Source organism: Methanobacterium spitsbergense (genome assembly GCF_019931065.1).
In the GTDB taxonomy this organism is placed as follows: Archaea; Methanobacteriota; Methanobacteria; order Methanobacteriales; family Methanobacteriaceae; genus Methanobacterium_B; species Methanobacterium_B spitsbergense.
The window spans coordinates 79,360-97,129 of sequence record NZ_JAIOUQ010000014.1; the positions used below are offsets into that span (position 1 = coordinate 79,360).

The following is a 17,770-nucleotide window of genomic DNA, read 5'->3' on the forward strand; positions in this document are numbered from 1 at the left end:
AGAACAACACTTTTTAAGCAAACTAAAAAAAAATAAGAAATGATAAAGTTTTATATTAATCTATGGTGTAGGGTTATCAGATTGAACTTTACCATCAAGAACAGTTACAAGCCTTTGGGCCATATTACCAACGTATGGTTCATGTGTAACCATCACAAGCGTAACATTTTCTTTTAAATGAAGATCCTTCAGGAGGTTGAGGATAACTTCTCCTGTTTTTGAATCTAAAGCTCCTGTAGGTTCATCTGCCAGTATTATTGAGGGACGGTTAACCAAAGCCCTGGCAATTGCCACTCGCTGCCTTTCTCCTCCTGAAAGTTTGGTTGGTTTTTGATCAACTTTATCTTCAAGATCAACAGATTTTAACAGTTCAAAAGCCCTGTCATGCATCTCTTTAGAAGTTGCTTTAGTTTCAAACATTGGTATCTGAACATTCTCAATCACACTGAGGTTAGGTATTAAATTATGCATCTGGAAAACGAATCCAATCTCCTTTGATCTGAATTTATTCAGTTTCTTGGTTTTCATTAGATCTATTCCAGCAACCTCAATTGAACCTTCATCTGCAGTGTCAAGAGCTCCAATCATATTAAGAAGAGTTGATTTTCCCGATCCTGAAGGTCCCATTATGGATACAAACTCCCCCTTCTTAACTTCCAAGTCCATTCCATTCAATGCCTTGATTTTTCCATTATCATAACTCTTTTTTAGACCATTTATTTTGATGATAAGGTTATTATTATTCATAGCGTAGTGCCTCCGTTGGTGATAGTCTACTTGCCCTGTAAGCAGGATACAATCCACCAATAACCCCTACAAGGAAGGCAACTACAAATGCCCTCAGGAATATGTCCGGTGCAAAGGAAGGATTAATAATTCCGCCCACAGATGGACTCACTGTTAAAATGAGTTCTACCCCTACAACAGCTATCACAGTACCTACAACAAAAGCTATGAGTGTGAGCACAACAGATTCACCGAGAATCATTCCAAGAATTCTTCTTTCGGTCCATCCCACAGCTTTAAGAACCCCTATTTCCCTGGTTCTTTCATAGACAGACATTATCATCGTATTTATAACTCCAACAGCTCCAATAAATATTGCCAAGAGCGAAATTGCCCAGCTAGCCGTATCTATAAAACTGAGTCCTTGATTTATTCGACTCGCAGATGCTTCTGCAGTGGTTGTTGTAAGTTCATTTGGATATGCATCTTCAATAGACTTACTTACAGTGGTGACATTAGCATTGTCTGTTACCTTCACAAGGATGTTACTAACCTTTCCTTCATTACTAGTTAGATTCTGTAATGTTGAAAGAGGCATCATGATACCTGCATCTGTTATGAAATTTCCTGTTTCATATGTTCCTGTTATTTTAAAATCTTTACCATACAGATTTATGGTATCTCCAACAGTTTGATTTAGACTTTCTGCAATGGTCTTTCCTAATATGACCTGATCAGTACTGTCATTCGAGAAAACAGTACCATTCACACTGTCAACACCAATAAGACTTAACTTAACTGTATCAATACCTGTTACTGAAATACCACCTGGACCGAAACTCTCTGAAGAACTATTTGAAAGTTGACCACTTGTTGAAGTATTACTGGCCCTTAAAATTCCGGTAGTATCTTTAACACCACTTATATTTAGCAGATCTGAGACAAATGTATCGTTAAGTGTACCGCCCTGTCCAAAACTATTCGAACCAGCCTGTACAACTGTTATTTCTGCTGCACCTGCCTTAAGAGTACTCTGCGTGGAGTTTTTAAGGCCTCCTGTAACCATTCCCAGGGCCACAATGACCATTATACCAATTGCTATTCCAACAATAGCAAGGGAACTTCTAGTTTTGTTTCTGAATGGATTTTTCACCACCAGCGATAAAAATGACATACAACCTCCTCTTTCTAAACCTTGTATAATAACTATGCACAATTCATGCCAAAATTTTACAAAAATCCGGGTAAATCAAGCCATATTATTTATTAAATCCTAATTTGACTCTTTAATATATTTAACTGTAAATTTAATGAATTAAATATTTAGGCTTGATTTAATATTATGTGGTAATTAGAATTTATTTTTATTCATCAAAACAAAAAAAAATTTGATTTCTTTAAATGTATTTAACAGGCCAAATAAACAGAGAAAGGAGTTAAATTTTATTCTAAGTGAGGATATTCACAAATTAGTTTGTAAATTATAATATGTTGTGATTTACAAGTTTCTATCAATTCTATTAGGAATATATACAAAATCTTGGACAGTATGAACAATTTAATAATAATTAACATATATCTTGATTAAATTGGTACAATGTTATGGATTATTGGGAAAAATTCGAATTAAAAGGTAAAATAGTTATATGAAATAATTTAGAATGGTATTAAATGAAAATAGAAGATGAGATTCCGGACCCCCAATTAAAAATGACTTTGAAATTATCCTTTCGTAATGCTTTGGTCATTGGAATATCTTTTTTAGTTATCTTATTCTTGGTATTGAAATTACTTACAAAACAACCAGAAATAAGTGATATTTTTAGTTATAGCATGATGATAATACTTTATGTGGGTGTTGCCATAAGTTTGTACCTGGCAAGTAATGCATCGCAGATTTATGGAAAAAGAACCGAGACTGCATGGGCAATTTTATCATTGGCAGTTGTAACATCAATTATTGCGAGTATTATTGCGGGAATTTTAGTTGTTTACTTCAATCAAAGTCCTTCAAATTCCCTTGCCGATATATTTTATCTGTTATTTTTCCCTTTATTCTTTATTGGAATCATAATTTTTCCTTCTTCAAGCTCAACAACAAGACAGAGATTCAAAAGGTTCTTTGACATACTCATAATTATGTTCTCGGTGAGCCTTGTATTATGGATATTTCTAATTACACCTGCCCTTAATAACTTCCACGGAAACTTCAATTCACTAATAATTAAATTAACCTACGTTCTTGGAGGGTTTTTACTTCTGCTCTCGCTGATAGACTTGATTTTCAACAGAATTAAAGCGGATAGATATGCTCCATTATTGATATTGGCCCTTGGAATTTTAGTTTTGATAATTACAGAATCAGTCTATGTATATCAGATAGTACATGGAACATATGTTGAGGGAAGTTCAGCGGACCTTGGATGGATCCTAGGATATTTAATAGTGGGACTGGCAGGTATATCACAGTACAACCATCAGAAATTGAATATGGACAATTTTATTGATAAATATTTATCCTGGCATAAAAATTATAGCATAACTCCATATTTAGCACTTGCAGGAGTTACAGCTGCTTATATATCATTAATATGGGCATATAATACTTTTAATTCCAATTTAATATTTTTAGAATTTGGTGTGGGCATATTAATCTTTTTAGTTGTGTTACGTCAAATAATATCGGTTAGCGAGAACAAAAAACTTTATTGGAAGGCACAGGAAGAAATAGCGCTGAGAAAAGAGATTTCAAAGTCACTAAAAGAATCTGAATCTGCATATCGGACCATATTCGAAAATACAGGAACTGCTACAGCCATAATAGATGAAAATAACATAATAACTTTGGCAAACAGCGAGTTTGAAAAACTTTCAGGCTGCTCTAAACAGGAAATTGAAGGAATAAAACCCTGGACAGATTTTGTTGTTAAAGAAGACTTGGATAAAATGATGGATTATAACAATCTTAGATTTACAGAAAAAGAACCCCATCCAATGAATTATGAATTCAGGTTAAAAGATAGATCAAGTAATATAAAAAACATATATGTTGTAGCAGTGATAATACCCGGTTCAAATGATAGTTTAATTTCCTTATTAGATGTTACAGAGAGTAAAAATGCAGAAGCCGAGATAAAAAAATCCCTTGAAGAAAAAGAAATTCTTTTAAAAGAGATACATCATCGTGTGAAAAACAATTTAACTGTAATATCAAGTCTTCTCAATCTACAATCCCGATATATAAAAGATAAAGAAGATCTGGTGATGTTTAAAGAAAGTCAGAGTCGTGCTAAGTCCATGGCACTCATACATCAAAGACTATACGATTCATCAGATCTTAAAAGAATTGATTTTGGCGACTATATTAAAACCCTTGCAAATGATATGTTCCATACCTATGTTCCAAATTTCAACATGGTAAAATTAAATATAAATGTTGAAGATGTAATGCTGGATGTAAATACCGCTATTCCATTGGGACTTATATTAAACGAACTACTATCCAACAGCATGAAATATGCATTTCCAACAGAGCTTTCAAATAACTTTACAAATGGAAATATCGATGTAAATTTGTATAAGAGTGAAAAAGGTTATACATTAAGTGTTGTTGATGATGGAATAGGTTTTCCAGAAGATATTGATCTTGAAAATACAGATTCACTGGGTCTGCAACTAATATACAGCCTTACAAATCAGATTGATGGAACAATCCATCTGGCCAGAACCAATGGAACTTCTTTTAAAATAGAATTCAAAGAACCAGAATTTCAAAAATAAAAAAAAAGAAATAAATTAGTCAATTTTAACTTTGATTTTCTCCTCTTGAACCTTAGGAAGTTCAACAGTTAATACAGCATCTTCGAATTTTGCAGAAGCCTTTTTAACTTCGATTTTTTCTGGCAGAGGAATGATTCTACTGGTATCGCCATAGCTCCTTTCCTTTTTAATGAACTCAAGAGTTTCATCCTCTTCATCGAATTTAGCTTGGATTTCAACAGAATCTTCTGTTATGTTAACATTGATATTTTCCTTTTTTATGCGTGGTAAATCCACTTTGATTATATAAGAATTTTCTGTTTCAAGAACATCGGTTAGAGGTTTTTGTGAAGTATAATCCGATATGGTCTTTCCAAACTCTTCCTGCTTATCCTTAAGAGTACTTATAAATTCATTTATCTTACGTTCAGCCTGTTTTCGGGTTTTTTCAGCATTTTCTCGGAATTCCGCAGTTTTATCTGATGTATCCGCCTTTATTTCAGCGGTTTTTTCGCCGGCATTTTCTTTAATTTCGGATGTTTTCATAAGAGCACTTTCCTTTGCATCTGCTGTTTTCTCTAAAGCACCTTTTTTAACTTCAAGGGCTTTATCTTTGAGATCTGATTTTTTTTCCAGAGCTATTTTTTTAACTTCAGATGATTTATTCAATACATTGTCCTTCATTTCATCTGTTTTCACTTTAGCTTCTGCCTGCTTTTTTGAAGTTTTTTCTTTCAGTTCTTCTGCTTTATTTTTTGCTTCCAATGTTTTTTTCTTTATTTCATCCTTAACTACATCATTTTTCTCTGCCATCCAAGTCACCTCTTAATATTTTCTCCCCGATATAATTTGATCCTAGATATGAATTAAGTTTTCGATTTTGTACCAATTCCAAAAACTCATTTCCCTTTATAATCAAAAATTAAATATAAATAGGAATAAAAAAGTTTTAAAAGGATATAAAAACCTTAAGATCAATTTATTAATTTTTACAAGGCTAATAAACCAATTATTTTCCATTAATTTAGAATTTATACCCTTTCTCACAACTTTTTTTTAAGATATATGATTCCAATACCTAAGTAATAAATACAAGATAATAATATTAATAAAGAATTTAGACGGAGGAAATTAAATGATAATAGAAATTATAATATTAATTATAGTTCTAATACTGGTTATTTACATTATCTACCAGTATAATGGTCTAATACGGCTTAGAAATAGGGTAAAAAATGCATGGTCACAGATAGATGTTCAGCTTAAAAGAAGAGCAGATCTTATTCCAAACCTTGTTGAAACTGTAAAAGGGTATGCAAAACATGAAAAAACTGTTTTTGAAAATGTTACCAAGGCCAGATCAAGCCTTATGAGTGCTAAAACGGTTAAAGAAAATGCAGAAGCTAACAACATGTTAACAGATTCACTGAAATCTTTATTTGCAGTGGCTGAAAATTATCCTGAACTCAAGGCAAGTGAAAACTTCAGACAGCTTCAAGCCCAGTTATCAGAAACAGAGGATAAAATTGCGTATTCCCGGCAATTTTACAATGACACCGTGCTTATGTTCAACAACAAGGTTCAGATGTTTCCAAGCAATATACTGGCCTCACTGTTTCACTTCACTGAAGCAGAATATTTCGAAATTGCCGAATCAGATCGTGCAGTTCCAGAAGTTAAATTCTAGGTGGTAAAAAATGGATAAAAAGGTTTATCTAACTTTAATCCTCTTTTTTTCTCTATCGGTAATGGCTGGTGCAGGAGCATCCTTTGCAGCGGATCGAAGCTACACAATCCCTATTTTAAATGAAGATCTATTTGTACAGAGCGATGGAACACTACATGTAGTTGAAACAATCCATTACTCCTTCAGTGGAACATACAATGGAATATACAGGGACATACCTGTAACATCACCACAACAGTTAACCAACATAACGGTGTCGGCAGATGGAGCATATACCAGCTATAAACTGATTGATCAAGGAACAACTAAACGTATCCAGGTATATCTCTATTCTGATGCAGCAAAAAACACCCCTATTACAAATAGGAATGTGAATGTTACAATTGAATACGATTTTCTACATGGAATAAAATCTTACAACGATATAGCCGAACTACAGTACCAGCTAGTTGGTACCAGCTGGGCTGTTGACATTGGACAGGTTGTAGCCAATATACATTTGAACTCCAATACAGGAGTGCAGTACTGGCTTAATCCGCCCTACTTTGCAGCAGGTTCTTCATGGGATAACAACACATTACATGTAACAAGTACCAATGTTCCATCTGGACAGTACTTCGAAGTAAGAATGGTTATACCCAAAAGTCAGTTTGCAGCCAATCCAGTTAACGCCAATATAATAAACCAGAACGGTTTAAACGAAATATTGAAGATTCAAAAAGATTATCAGAATTCACTGAACTTCAAAACGGCTATGTACGAGATTCTTGCAGTGTTAATGTTTTTAGCACTTTTCATACCTTTATTCATATATTTAAGGTTTGGAAGAGAACCTAAAATAGATTACAGGGCAGAATATGAGAGGGACATTCCAACAGATGATCCTCCTGCAATTGTAAATGCCATATGTGGTCCGGGATTTTCCAAAAAAGTGGGTGTACCAGATATGGATGGTTTCAAAGCAACCATAATGGATCTAATCAACAGAAAATACTTCATCCTCCAAAACCAGCCATCTGAAAAGGAGGGATACGGAGCGGATGGTTCAATGTTTTTAAAGGTTAACCCTGAACAGGATTCCTCAACACTTAAAAGATTTGAACTGAATGTTATGAATTTCCTGACACAGTTTGAGGAAGACGGTGTAATTTCAATGGACGCCATTTCTGATGACTTATCAAACCGTGAATCTGCAAAATCTTTTAGAGAAACCTATATGGGCTGGGTTGATAACATCAAAAACCAGTTTTTAAATGACAGCGAACTCAACAAGTTCTTCAACAAGAAAGGTGATTCCTACATTAAAATCTTTGGAGGAATAGGTTTAGCAGTTTCTGTAATAGTCTTCATCTGTGCATTGATGGATTCATTACCCGCAGCAGATATTGCACTTGTAATGTCAATTGTTCTGGGTGTGGTGGCAATTATTTCACTAATCCTACCAGAAAAGATAGCAGGACAGTGGACAACCTACGGCGAAGAATACGATGCTAAGTGGAATAACTTCAAGAAGTACATAAAAGATTTCAGTTTGATAAAGGAATATCCTCCTGAATCAATTGTTATCTGGAACAAATATCTTGTATATGCCACAGCATTAGGTGCTGCCGATGCAGTTAGAAAGGCCATGGAATTATATGTTCCAAAAGATGAATTACAGGGTAGTGATATCTACATGTTCCACTACTATGGAGGATACTTGCTTTTATCCAATGCATTTGATACAGGAATATCAACAGCAACTGCAGGATCGGGCGGAGATTTCGGAGGAGTTGGAGATGTGGGTGGAGGATTCGGAGGAGGTGGAGGAGGAGCATTCTAATATCAAATTTAGAATACTCTAATTAGAACACCCCCCCCCCCCCACCTTCCTTTATTATATTTATTTTTTTACCCAATTTCCATAAATTTTCATAGAATTATACATTTTTTTTAGAAACTGAATTTTCAAAGATTTTTTATTTTTATATAGCTTAAAATTGATAACAATAAAATAAATTATGTTTAAATTATTATTCAATAATTATAGGTTGATCTTAAAATCATTAATTTCAGTTTAACCAATTAATCGGGGTTTGAGCATGGAAGATCCAGATATAAAATTATATGATGATCTCATAGACTTTGTACTCTACAGATTTCAAGTTGATAACAAAAATTATAGAATATTTTTATTATCTGACCCTGAATTTGAGCTCTTTAATTATGAATGTGATATTGTTAGAAGCTTCTATTACATGATAACCCAACAAAATGAATCTGGTAATAACAGCTACAAAAAATATTTAAAAATGATAACCAAAGAATATGGCGAATTCTTTTATCAAAGTGAAGATGATTCCTATATTTCTGCAGCTTTAATCCATATCAATAAAGTGTATAATACCATTGCACCAGTTTATAGTGCCATTGAAATTTTAAATGAAAATAACGGCACAGAGAAGGATGTAACTTTTCTACACACCATGTTAACTGAAAATTCTGGATATGATTATTTGATATTATTGAGAAAAACTAGACATATGGACGTGCTAAATGAAGATTTGGACATTAATAATATATATTTAGATGTGATACACGAGGCAATACATATGGTTGAACATGAAAAAAACCATACATGGTGGAAATTTTGGATTAAAGAACATAAAGACTCACAGGAAATAGAAACAATTTCAAACGAACTTTACAATGAATGGGCATCCGGAATTTTATCTCATAAAAACTATTAAATATACTAAAAAGAATTTAATTGATGAAAAAATGGATTTATTGAAATTTAAAGTATTTGCATGCAGCCATAATCATTTTTAATTCTGTTTCAGCCGCAATTGACATGTCAGTGTTATCCCTTTCAACTTCTAGTGTAATGGTGTTAATACCCAAATTGTAAGCTTCTGTTCTCAACATACCTGTTCCAAGCGGTTGTACTTGTTTTGTACAGCCAGAAACATTTGCTATATAAGAAACCCATTTATCTTCCTTTGATCCTGTGGTTGATGGGTTTAAATATAAATAACCTTCAGGAGTCACCCCGCCGCCTGAATGAATATCTAAAATGTATTTTATTCCCTTATTTTTTGCGAAGTGAACAATTTTCCAGGCAGGAGAACCTTTTACATTGGCAATTCTATTTGGATCAATGCCCTTGTAAAATCTGGTATTAAGTTCAGTATCTAATGGAATTGCAAATGGTATAACATAAAGTGTTCCATGGATATTTTTGTCCTTAATATATTCTAAATACTTCATAATTCCAATATTTGCTGCTGTTTCATTACCATGAATACCTGCTGAGATTAGAAGTATGGGACCATGGCCATCTCCAAATTTCAACATTACAGATCCCTTTTTCTCCTGACTAAAAATTGTTTTTGCAAAATCTGTCTTGGGTATATTAGAATCGATCTGAGAGTTTCGGGTAACATCTCCACCAATTTTACTGTTAAATATGATATATTCCGGCCCAATAATTTTGATCTTCTTTTTAGTGTATCTATAATTATTTCCAATATTATACTTTGAAACAAATTTTTTAGTGCTTAAAACCGTTAATAAATAATAATTACCCACATTCATTTTGGGACTGATGTAAAGAGAAGTTAAATGATGTTTTGAAGCACCAGCAGCCATATTTGATGAGTGGTTGCGACCGAGATAAGTAATTGCGTGGCTGTGAATATTTTTAAGGTAATAATTAACCCATATACTATAATAGGAAGTATTTCCCCTATTTTTTATAGTGTTTGACACCACTATCTTGCACCCTTTAATACCCTTCAAAGGAACAGATATATGGCTAACAATTAAATTTTTATTGGGAACATGTGAAACCCCTTTATGAATAGAACTTATTCCCGGGGTTGCAGCCGAACTAGAACTTTGAATGATTAATGGAACTACAATTAAAATCATTAAGATGATTAATAGATTTTTTTTCAAAATTTTACCCCTAAATAAATAATCCATTTTTAGAATATTTATTTTCAAAAGTTTAACTTATACTTTTTAAATGTATATATTTGGAGTTGGTTCAGGGTACTTATAATATTAATTCAAACACTTCTCAATCATCTGATATAAAATTTATAAGAGTTGTAAAATTTGGAATTTATGGAAGGTTAAAGAATAAAATAGTTAAAATGGAATTTATGAATAAAAAATTGTTGAATATAGATGGAATAATAAATAATTTACACAACACAAAAATACTTACTTGAATATTCCAGTTTCTGGCAGTTAAAATCGTAATTCATACCATGATATTTATGTTTTTTAAACCGAAACATATAGACTAACTAAAATTCAAATATAATTAATGGATAGTTTGAAATTTATATAAATTTAAATGGATTTTTATTGTAAATTATAAAAAATAAACCGAAAAGTATATAAGCTATGAAAACATATATTAAACAGTACAGAAAAGAAGACTGTTCTATTTTTAGTTTTCAAATTTTAGAAATCAAAATGTGATAAATAATAAATTTGTTTATTTTACATTGGAAGTATTTTTATAATAATTTGCATTGAATGAATAATTCAGATGAAAGAAATTTAATTTAAAAAAGTTTATTAAGAAATAAATATTCCACATTCAATTATTATTCGTAAAATTCTCAAAAACTTGATTGGAGGATATAACGGCAATTGAATGTATATGCAGTATTTTTTAACTGTCAAATAAAAATATTGAATGTAATATAAGGGGGATAATTATGTTAAGCGATCCAATAGTCCAGGAAATATTAATGGATATAACCAACGATGAAAAAAGCAGTGTTTCTATAATTGAATGTATACAGAAGGGTAAAACATTCGACGAAGAAATTGCAGAAGAAACTGAAATAAGATTGAACATCGTAAGGAAAGTTCTCTATAAACTTTACGATGCAGGCATAGCATCCTATAAAAGAAGCAGAGATCCTGAAACTAACTGGTACATATACAGTTGGAAATTTGACCAGGATAAAATTTCTGAAATAATAAGCAAGAAATATGAAAAGTTTTCTGAAGAAATTGAAAAATCTCTTGAATTCGAAGAAGAAAACATGTTCTTTGCATGTAATTTAAATGGCCACAGATACAAATTTGACGAAGCATCTGAAAACAACTTTTCATGCCCAAAATGTGGTGAATCTCTGGAATTTCAGGATAATAAAACCATAATAGCAGAATTGAAACAGATTATGAAGAAAAATAACCAAGCATAATCAATTATTTTTTTAAATTTATTCGTGTTAAATAATTTATTTAAATATTCTAGGGAATAAGCTCATATTAACCCTGAATACAGAATTCAAAGTATAAGGAGTGATTTATATCTTATTGAAAAACGAATTAAAGGGTTTAAATAATGAACTTATTTTGAGGGCTCGTGCAGGTAAATGTGGAGAAATTAACATTCATGAGATGTTAAAGGCAATAAGTGTACTGGATAAAACCACAGAAGGTCAAACATATCTATTAGATCATCGATGCGATGAAAAATTTGGTGAATTACTGGGAATGCTCAACGAGATAACTGTGGATATGCGAAATGGGAAAATGAATATTGAGGATCTCACAACCAAGTACATGGACAAAATACCACCAGCAGAAATTGATGAAATACCACCAACAGATCTGGACAATCAAACAGACATGGACAAAATATCATCAACAGATTAATATATTATCTTTTTTTAAATAAAAATTCATAAATCAACTAAATGAATTAAATTTAATATTAAATTCCATTCTATTACTTATTTAAAGTACTGTTCTTTTTTACATAGTTATATGAACCATTATACTCTCATCTAAAGCGTATTTAAAATGGGATTGGTGTAAACACTACAGAGAGCTGCAGGGATTCCCGCTAGATATGAGAAGGTATATGCACGGTTCTCAAGCGGCCACTGGTATGGGCATGTGGTTGCACAAGTATATGTTGACGGGTATGGTATAAAGCAGATGGAACCAGTTCCAGAAACCAGTTTGGAGTTGTAAACAACTGGAACACCAATACAGCAAATTATTATGGTACTTACAGAGAATTACCTTTTTTAAAATTGAATATACAAAATAATAAGAAATCTTGTTTTATCAGGATTTCCACACTTTTTTTTATTAATTAATATATCTGAGCTGAATAAAAAAAATAAGTAAAATAATGCATTAGAATAATATTTTCATACACTTTTAATTGTACTAAACTTATAATTATTGTTTTCATTGGATTCTGATACAGTTTTATGGGCATCTGCATATGCTGAAATATAATAATTCTTAGCAACAATAGAACTAGATAATTTTATTGTGGTATTCAAAGTTTTACTTTTACCTCCACCTAGCCCAGTGAAGTAATGCTGGCCTATATATTTATTCTGGGCATTTCCTTTCTTTTTAAGGTAATAATGCACCCAGAAGCTACTTGTGCTGATTGTCCCAATATTTTTAATGGTGTTGGTTACATATAATTTGTTTCCGCTGTAACCATTAATTTTGGCCCCAATTCCAGTTAAAACCAGATCCCGGTATGCACTGTGAATACTTATCCTGGTTGAACCTAACTTGTAATTGTTATTTTTATTTGTTTCAGGATTGGTTTTATAAGGGTCGGCATAGAGTAAAATATTATAATTAGCTGTAGCTATGTTTGTTGGTAATGTAAGTGTTGTGTTTAAATGTTTACTTGACAGTGAACCAATACTTGTTATGAAAGTCTGCCCCATGTAGATATTTTTGCTTGTTGAATTCTTTTTAAGGTAAAAATTCACGTAAAAACTGCTGGAAGCAGCATTAACCAAGTTTTTAATAGTACTCAAAACATTAATTTTATGCCCTTTAATACCATTCTTAGGATTAATAACCTCTGATACAGTTAAATCAGATTGATAAGGATTTTTTGATCTGTCGCTGTTGTACCATAACTCTGCTGCATTATCATTATATTTGGTTGTTTGTTGAAGTGTTGGGAAAGTACCAAGCCAGTTACCAACAAATGCAGAATATCCTCCGGAATTTCTCCAAACCTTTGTATTATTGTATGATATTGACTTAACAATCTTTTCATAATCGTTTTTACTGTTGTATTCTGCAAAATTTTTGGTTCCCCCACTAATAAAACTATTGACAAGATCCAAACCTTCTCCAGTCCAAGCACTTGCATAATAATTAGCTCCAGAACCTCTAAACATGTTTGCAAAATTGTATATTGTGCTGGTTGGATTTGAAACTTGGCAATTATCTACCCATCCCGTTGAAAAACATGATTCAAGCAGGATTACAGGAATATTATTTTTTACTGGGGCTGTAAACAGTTTTCCATCCCATCCTTCGCGCATTCTATTTCCAATACCCCATATAAAATTATCGGAACCAACCAATGCAAAGGGAGGAGTTGCAGATCCTCCTTTCAAATTGTAATTACCCGACTGATATCCACCATGACCTGCATATATTATTGCATCTGCACCGTACATACCCTTCAATATATTTTTGGTGGTAGCATTTCCTTTATAAAGTTCTAAAACAGAATATCCTTTTGATTTAAGTAGAGAGGCAATACTTTTTGCTTCACTATATGCAGAAGGTATATCATTGGCAGAATCCCCAATAATTAATATATGAGCCTCTGAATAGGGTAAAATGCTGCAAATAAATGTCAATGATACGGCAGTTACTATTAAAATCTTAAAAATCCTTTTTATATCCAAACCAGCACACCTTTATATTTTTTAGGGATAAATATCTGCTATATGGGATTTTAATTCCCGATATTTTTTTAACTCCATTAATAATATATTATGGAATATCTTCACAAGAATATATAATTATTCATGTTAAAAGTGCAGATCCTCACCCATCAAATCAAATATAATTAGATCAAGAAAAAAACAAGAAATAATTTCAATCAACTTTTTTCTGAATCATATGCAACTATATTAAATTTCTCTTCCAATATTATCAATAATGGCCCTATTATATCCCCATTAATCATCTTAGTTTTTGGGCTAAAAAAATTAATTAATAATTTACTTTCAATCCATATGCACTTATTATCTCTTTGAAATTGTTTATCAATATTTTTTTGGTACCAAATGTAACATAATTAGGTAGTCTATGGTTTGTAATAAAGAATTTCTGAACTCTGGAAATCCCATCCTTCATCTGTGCCATTGTCAAAGAAGAAACTCTAAAACTGGTTGAATAGTATGAAATTGCTTTACCCGATATGTCTGTCACACTTCCAGAAGCCATTGTAATAATATATTTAACTCCTTTGCTGAGTAATTTATATCTTAAAGTGAGCACATTACTGCTGATGCTTTGGGTTGTTGCTATGGAATTTCCAGAACCGTTTTTAAGTGTTATCAATTTATTTCCAAATTTTACTGGTTTGCTGAAGGTGATCTTTAAAACTTTGTTAGGTGAAACATCAACAGCACCACTACTTGGATTGGGCATTATAACTGCAAGACTATTTACAACAGGTACCTTTGCTGTCCATGCAACAAGACGTGCCAATATACTTGGATGTTGGGGGTCTAATTCTGGGTGTGGGCCACTTAAGATCGATCTTCCATTGTAGTAGTAATCACCTACAATGGCACCATAATTTTTATAGCCAATATGGTTGTCGGCATACACAGCAAATGTAACAGCTTTACCACCTTTAACATACATTGCAGGACCATTGTAATGGGCCATTGTAACAGTACCGCCAGATCCAAATAATTTACTTCCCGGATACAATATTTTTACTTTTATATTACCTTCATGATATGGATGTTTACAGTAAACATGGGGAGCAACACCCCATGCTCGGTACATCCCATCAACATTTCTAGAACCAGAATAAGCACCTGCACAAATTCCAAGGTAGCCATGACCTGTTCTAACGAATTTTCGTATGGCACTACTGCTTACAGCGTTTATATAATTTTTACCACTCGTACCACCCGGCATCACAAGTACATTATAATGGGATAAAATTGAATAATTTATTATCTTTGTTGTTGAATACGAGAAATAATAACCGTTCAATAGATGTTTGGTGTTTGCAGTATGAAGACCAGTTTTTACTCCCCAGACACAGCTACTAATTGAACCCCTTCCATTATAAATAACTACTTTAATTACCTTCCTTGAAGTGGATACACTTTTAGAAACTGGTTTAGAGCTAGTACTTTTTAAACTAACAATTTTTGCATCTGATCCCTCAAAATGGGTTGAACTTATATTTCCAGTGCTTCCAGTCCCAACATTAGCTGCTGAGGCACCATATATTCCTAAACTTAATGTTATTCCAAGAACTAATAAAGCCAAAACTAAATACTTCTTGATAGTAAAACGCCTCCCATGATGTCCAATTAAATAGATTTCAATTGTTGTTATTGTTGAATAATGAAAATAAATAAAAATAATCTAAAAAACTGTAGTAATGTTTATATTAAGTTATTAGAGGTTTATTAAAGTTTTGAATTAATTATATTTAAAAATAATTAATAAAAAAAATGTGATTCATAATATAAATTGCAATCAAATTAAAATAACTCAAAATCAAAAATTATGGATTTTATGGAAAAATATTCTGGGATTGAAATGATATTGGGTTTGATCATTCCCAAAAATGGTATCAATCTACTTAGAATAATCCACTCTTTTCCAATCTGGTTTCAATTAACTGTGCACCTTTATCCATCTTCTCTTTAATGAGCATGGTTAAAACAAATGCTATTATAGGGAATACAGTTAAAATTGCCATATCATACCAGTAGCTGGTCCAAATCACCCCTGCAATTACCTCACGCAGTGCTCCTATAGCATACGACAACGGTAAATACGGATGTATTGCCTGGAAAAATGGTGGTAAAATTTCCACAGGGAAAGTTCCACCGGTAGCAGTGATCTGCAAAACCAGGATAATAATGGCCAAGGCCTTACCAGCATTTCCAAATGTGGATGTCATTGAATACACAATTATCATTGCACACACACCAATATACACAGTAGTCAATGTAAACAACAATGCAGAGGTAACCTGGATATGCAGTAATAATGCACCAATTGAAACCAGCAGCGCTTGTAAAATACTTATAATTAAAAACAATCCCATTCTACCAATATAAACACTTGCTGCATTGTATATTTTACGTGTTTTAATTCTCATGGTGATCATGGCAACAGCAATAATACAACCGATCCATAGCGATATTGAAATATAAAATGGGGCCAGAGCAGATCCATAATTAGCAATAGGATACATATGTTGCTTTTCAAGTGTTACAGGAGTTTTAAAGTAATTTTGAACATCGCCCTGGTCCATATCAGAGAATGCAATTAATTTATCCAGATCATCAACACTTATTGAGTTGAGTTTAGCAGCAGCAACAGGAATTTCAGATTTAATTAAAGGCCATTTAGAATTGGCTAAACTCAATTTAGAGGATGCCTCATTAATTTTCTGGTTAATATTATCCTTATTACTTACAAATGAATTAACACCGTTGTCCAGTTGATCAATTAATGTTTTTAATTCATTTAACTTACCTGTTGGATTAGTACCATCCTTTATATCGGCTTCTATTTCCTTCAAGACAGCAAGAACCTTATTTGCCATTCCAATATCATTTTCAACTTCTGCAATAATAGGTTTTAACTGTTCATCACCTGTAGCATCGTATAAACTGGTTAAAATAGCATCAATATATTTTAAAGAAACAATTGCAGTATTAACCTTTAACTCCATATCCTGAACCTTTGTCAGGGCACCTTTTGGATCAGATTCTATTTGATTGTAAAGTGAATCATAGGAGTTTCTAACTTCGTTGGAATATTTCTGTATTTCTGGCAGGGCTGCACTGACTTTAGGCCAGATATCATTTACAGTATCCATATTTGAATTAGCTTCGCCCAGTGTTGCATCTATGGCCCCTATTTTTCCATTCAGTTCGTTAACAAACGCCCTTGTTTTTAAAAATTGTGCCTCATTTTCCTTAACTAACTGCCCCACATCACCTAGTTTGCCAAAAATTATACCATCAACAGTTTTAACAACTTCATCATTAATCTGTGACTGTACTGCATCTACACCGGCATTTGTAATCCTTGGTGCAATTGGATTAGTTTTATCGTTGACAATATAATCTATTTTAGCCTGTTGGGGTGTTGATGTTTCAATGGAAAGCAGATCCTCGCTGAAATTATTTGGAATTATGAGTGCAGCATAATAATCTCCATTTTTAACACCATTCATTGCATTATCCCTATCAACAAACTTCCAGCTGAAATTTGTATTATTCTTCAACTCATCAACAAGCATATTTCCCACATTATAACTTGTCCCATTGGTAGAGTAACCCAGATCCTCGTTAACGACAGCAATTTCAATATTTGAAGTTCGAGCATACGGATCCCACGTAGCCTGGATATTTAGTAATGAATACAACGATGGAATAAAAATAATAACAATCAAAACAAACATAACAACAGGATTCTTAATAACCGCCTTAACATCATTTCTAAATATTTCTCTTACTCCCTTTATCATTAAAACCATCCTTCTCCTTAAAGGCTTAAATTTGTGTATAATAAGTAATGAATTACAATAAAGCT

General features: G+C 32.5%; 14 protein-coding genes. 7 read left to right on the forward strand and 7 right to left on the reverse strand.

Going from position 1 to position 17,770, the window contains the following annotated elements; translation table 11 throughout:
• Nucleotides 1-60: 60 nt before the first annotated feature.
• The gene (locus K8N75_RS11705) at nucleotides 61-747 is read right to left on the reverse strand and encodes an ABC transporter ATP-binding protein (protein WP_223792237.1); all 687 of its coding nucleotides are present in this window, start codon (nucleotides 745-747) and stop codon (nucleotides 61-63) included.
• A complete protein-coding gene (locus tag K8N75_RS11710) occupies nucleotides 740-1,900 on the reverse strand; it encodes an ABC transporter permease (protein WP_223792238.1) in 1,161 nt (386 codons plus the stop codon). Before K8N75_RS11710 ends, K8N75_RS11705 begins: the two co-directional genes overlap by 8 nt.
• Before the next feature lie 497 nt (nucleotides 1,901-2,397).
• Between K8N75_RS11710 and K8N75_RS11715 the strand changes: the two genes are divergently transcribed.
• On the forward strand, nucleotides 2,398-4,506 hold the full coding sequence (locus K8N75_RS11715) for a sensor histidine kinase (protein WP_223792239.1): 2,109 nt from the start codon (nucleotides 2,398-2,400) through the stop codon (nucleotides 4,504-4,506).
• Nucleotides 4,507-4,521: 15 nt separating this feature from the next.
• Here K8N75_RS11715 and K8N75_RS11720 read toward each other — a convergent pair whose 3' ends face one another.
• On the reverse strand, nucleotides 4,522-5,298 hold the full coding sequence (locus K8N75_RS11720) for an Hsp20/alpha crystallin family protein (RefSeq protein ID WP_223792240.1): 777 nt from the start codon (nucleotides 5,296-5,298) through the stop codon (nucleotides 4,522-4,524).
• Nucleotides 5,299-5,620: 322 nt separating this feature from the next.
• Between K8N75_RS11720 and K8N75_RS11725 the strand changes: the two genes are divergently transcribed.
• The 3 genes from K8N75_RS11725 (at nucleotide 5,621) to K8N75_RS11735 (ending at nucleotide 8,901) form a co-directional block, all read left to right on the forward strand.
• Nucleotides 5,621-6,172: a LemA family protein gene (locus tag K8N75_RS11725; protein WP_223792241.1), complete on the forward strand. Its 552-nt coding sequence runs from the start codon at nucleotides 5,621-5,623 to the stop codon at nucleotides 6,170-6,172.
• Nucleotides 6,173-6,182: 10 nt separating this feature from the next.
• Nucleotides 6,183-7,994: a DUF2207 domain-containing protein gene (locus K8N75_RS11730; RefSeq protein WP_223792242.1), complete on the forward strand. Its 1,812-nt coding sequence runs from the start codon at nucleotides 6,183-6,185 to the stop codon at nucleotides 7,992-7,994.
• A gap of 259 nt (nucleotides 7,995-8,253) precedes the next feature.
• Nucleotides 8,254-8,901: a hypothetical protein gene (locus tag K8N75_RS11735; RefSeq protein ID WP_223792243.1), complete on the forward strand. Its 648-nt coding sequence runs from the start codon at nucleotides 8,254-8,256 to the stop codon at nucleotides 8,899-8,901.
• Nucleotides 8,902-8,938: 37 nt separating this feature from the next.
• Here K8N75_RS11735 and K8N75_RS11740 read toward each other — a convergent pair whose 3' ends face one another.
• Nucleotides 8,939-10,111 carry a succinylglutamate desuccinylase/aspartoacylase domain-containing protein gene (locus K8N75_RS11740; protein WP_223792244.1) on the reverse strand — a complete coding sequence of 391 codons (1,173 nt, stop codon included), beginning with the start codon at nucleotides 10,109-10,111 and terminating at the stop codon, nucleotides 8,939-8,941.
• A gap of 776 nt (nucleotides 10,112-10,887) precedes the next feature.
• On the opposite strand from K8N75_RS11740, the gene tfe reads away from it, so the two are divergent.
• The 3 genes from tfe to K8N75_RS11755 all read left to right on the forward strand — a co-directional run bounded on the left by tfe (nucleotide 10,888) and on the right by K8N75_RS11755 (nucleotide 12,160).
• The gene (tfe, locus tag K8N75_RS11745; protein WP_048190257.1) at nucleotides 10,888-11,382 is read left to right on the forward strand and encodes a transcription factor E; all 495 of its coding nucleotides are present in this window, start codon (nucleotides 10,888-10,890) and stop codon (nucleotides 11,380-11,382) included.
• A gap of 115 nt (nucleotides 11,383-11,497) precedes the next feature.
• Nucleotides 11,498-11,839, forward strand: a complete 342-nt coding sequence (locus tag K8N75_RS11750) for a hypothetical protein (RefSeq protein ID WP_223792245.1) — start codon at nucleotides 11,498-11,500, stop codon at nucleotides 11,837-11,839.
• 183 nt (nucleotides 11,840-12,022) lie between these two features.
• Nucleotides 12,023-12,160: a hypothetical protein gene (locus K8N75_RS11755; RefSeq protein ID WP_223792335.1), complete on the forward strand. Its 138-nt coding sequence runs from the start codon at nucleotides 12,023-12,025 to the stop codon at nucleotides 12,158-12,160.
• 182 nt (nucleotides 12,161-12,342) lie between these two features.
• On the opposite strand, the gene K8N75_RS11760 is transcribed toward K8N75_RS11755, so the two are convergent.
• The 3 genes from K8N75_RS11760 to K8N75_RS11770 form a co-directional block, all read right to left on the reverse strand.
• Entirely contained in the window at nucleotides 12,343-13,869 is a 1,527-nt protein-coding gene (locus tag K8N75_RS11760) for a CARDB domain-containing protein (RefSeq protein ID WP_223792246.1), read from the reverse strand.
• A gap of 310 nt (nucleotides 13,870-14,179) precedes the next feature.
• Nucleotides 14,180-15,481, reverse strand: coding sequence for a BPL-N domain-containing protein (locus K8N75_RS11765; RefSeq protein WP_223792247.1), 1,302 nt, complete (start codon nucleotides 15,479-15,481; stop codon nucleotides 14,180-14,182).
• 319 nt (nucleotides 15,482-15,800) lie between these two features.
• Nucleotides 15,801-17,705: a YhgE/Pip domain-containing protein gene (locus tag K8N75_RS11770; protein ID WP_223792248.1), complete on the reverse strand. Its 1,905-nt coding sequence runs from the start codon at nucleotides 17,703-17,705 to the stop codon at nucleotides 15,801-15,803.
• Between the last annotated feature and the right edge of the window lie 65 nt (nucleotides 17,706-17,770).

Coding starts and splice junctions, on each gene's coding strand:
- K8N75_RS11705 (WP_223792237.1), bottom strand. CDS start 747: ATGAATAATAATAACCTTATCATCAAAATAAATGGTCTAAAAAAGAGT.
- K8N75_RS11710 (WP_223792238.1), bottom strand. CDS start 1,900: ATGTCATTTTTATCGCTGGTGGTGAAAAATCCATTCAGAAACAAAACT.
- K8N75_RS11715 (WP_223792239.1), top strand. CDS start 2,398: ATGAAAATAGAAGATGAGATTCCGGACCCCCAATTAAAAATGACTTTG.
- K8N75_RS11720 (WP_223792240.1), bottom strand. CDS start 5,298: ATGGCAGAGAAAAATGATGTAGTTAAGGATGAAATAAAGAAAAAAACA.
- K8N75_RS11725 (WP_223792241.1), top strand. CDS start 5,621: ATGATAATAGAAATTATAATATTAATTATAGTTCTAATACTGGTTATT.
- K8N75_RS11730 (WP_223792242.1), top strand. CDS start 6,183: ATGGATAAAAAGGTTTATCTAACTTTAATCCTCTTTTTTTCTCTATCG.
- K8N75_RS11735 (WP_223792243.1), top strand. CDS start 8,254: ATGGAAGATCCAGATATAAAATTATATGATGATCTCATAGACTTTGTA.
- tfe (WP_048190257.1), top strand. CDS start 10,888: ATGTTAAGCGATCCAATAGTCCAGGAAATATTAATGGATATAACCAAC.
- K8N75_RS11770 (WP_223792248.1), bottom strand. CDS start 17,705: ATGATAAAGGGAGTAAGAGAAATATTTAGAAATGATGTTAAGGCGGTT.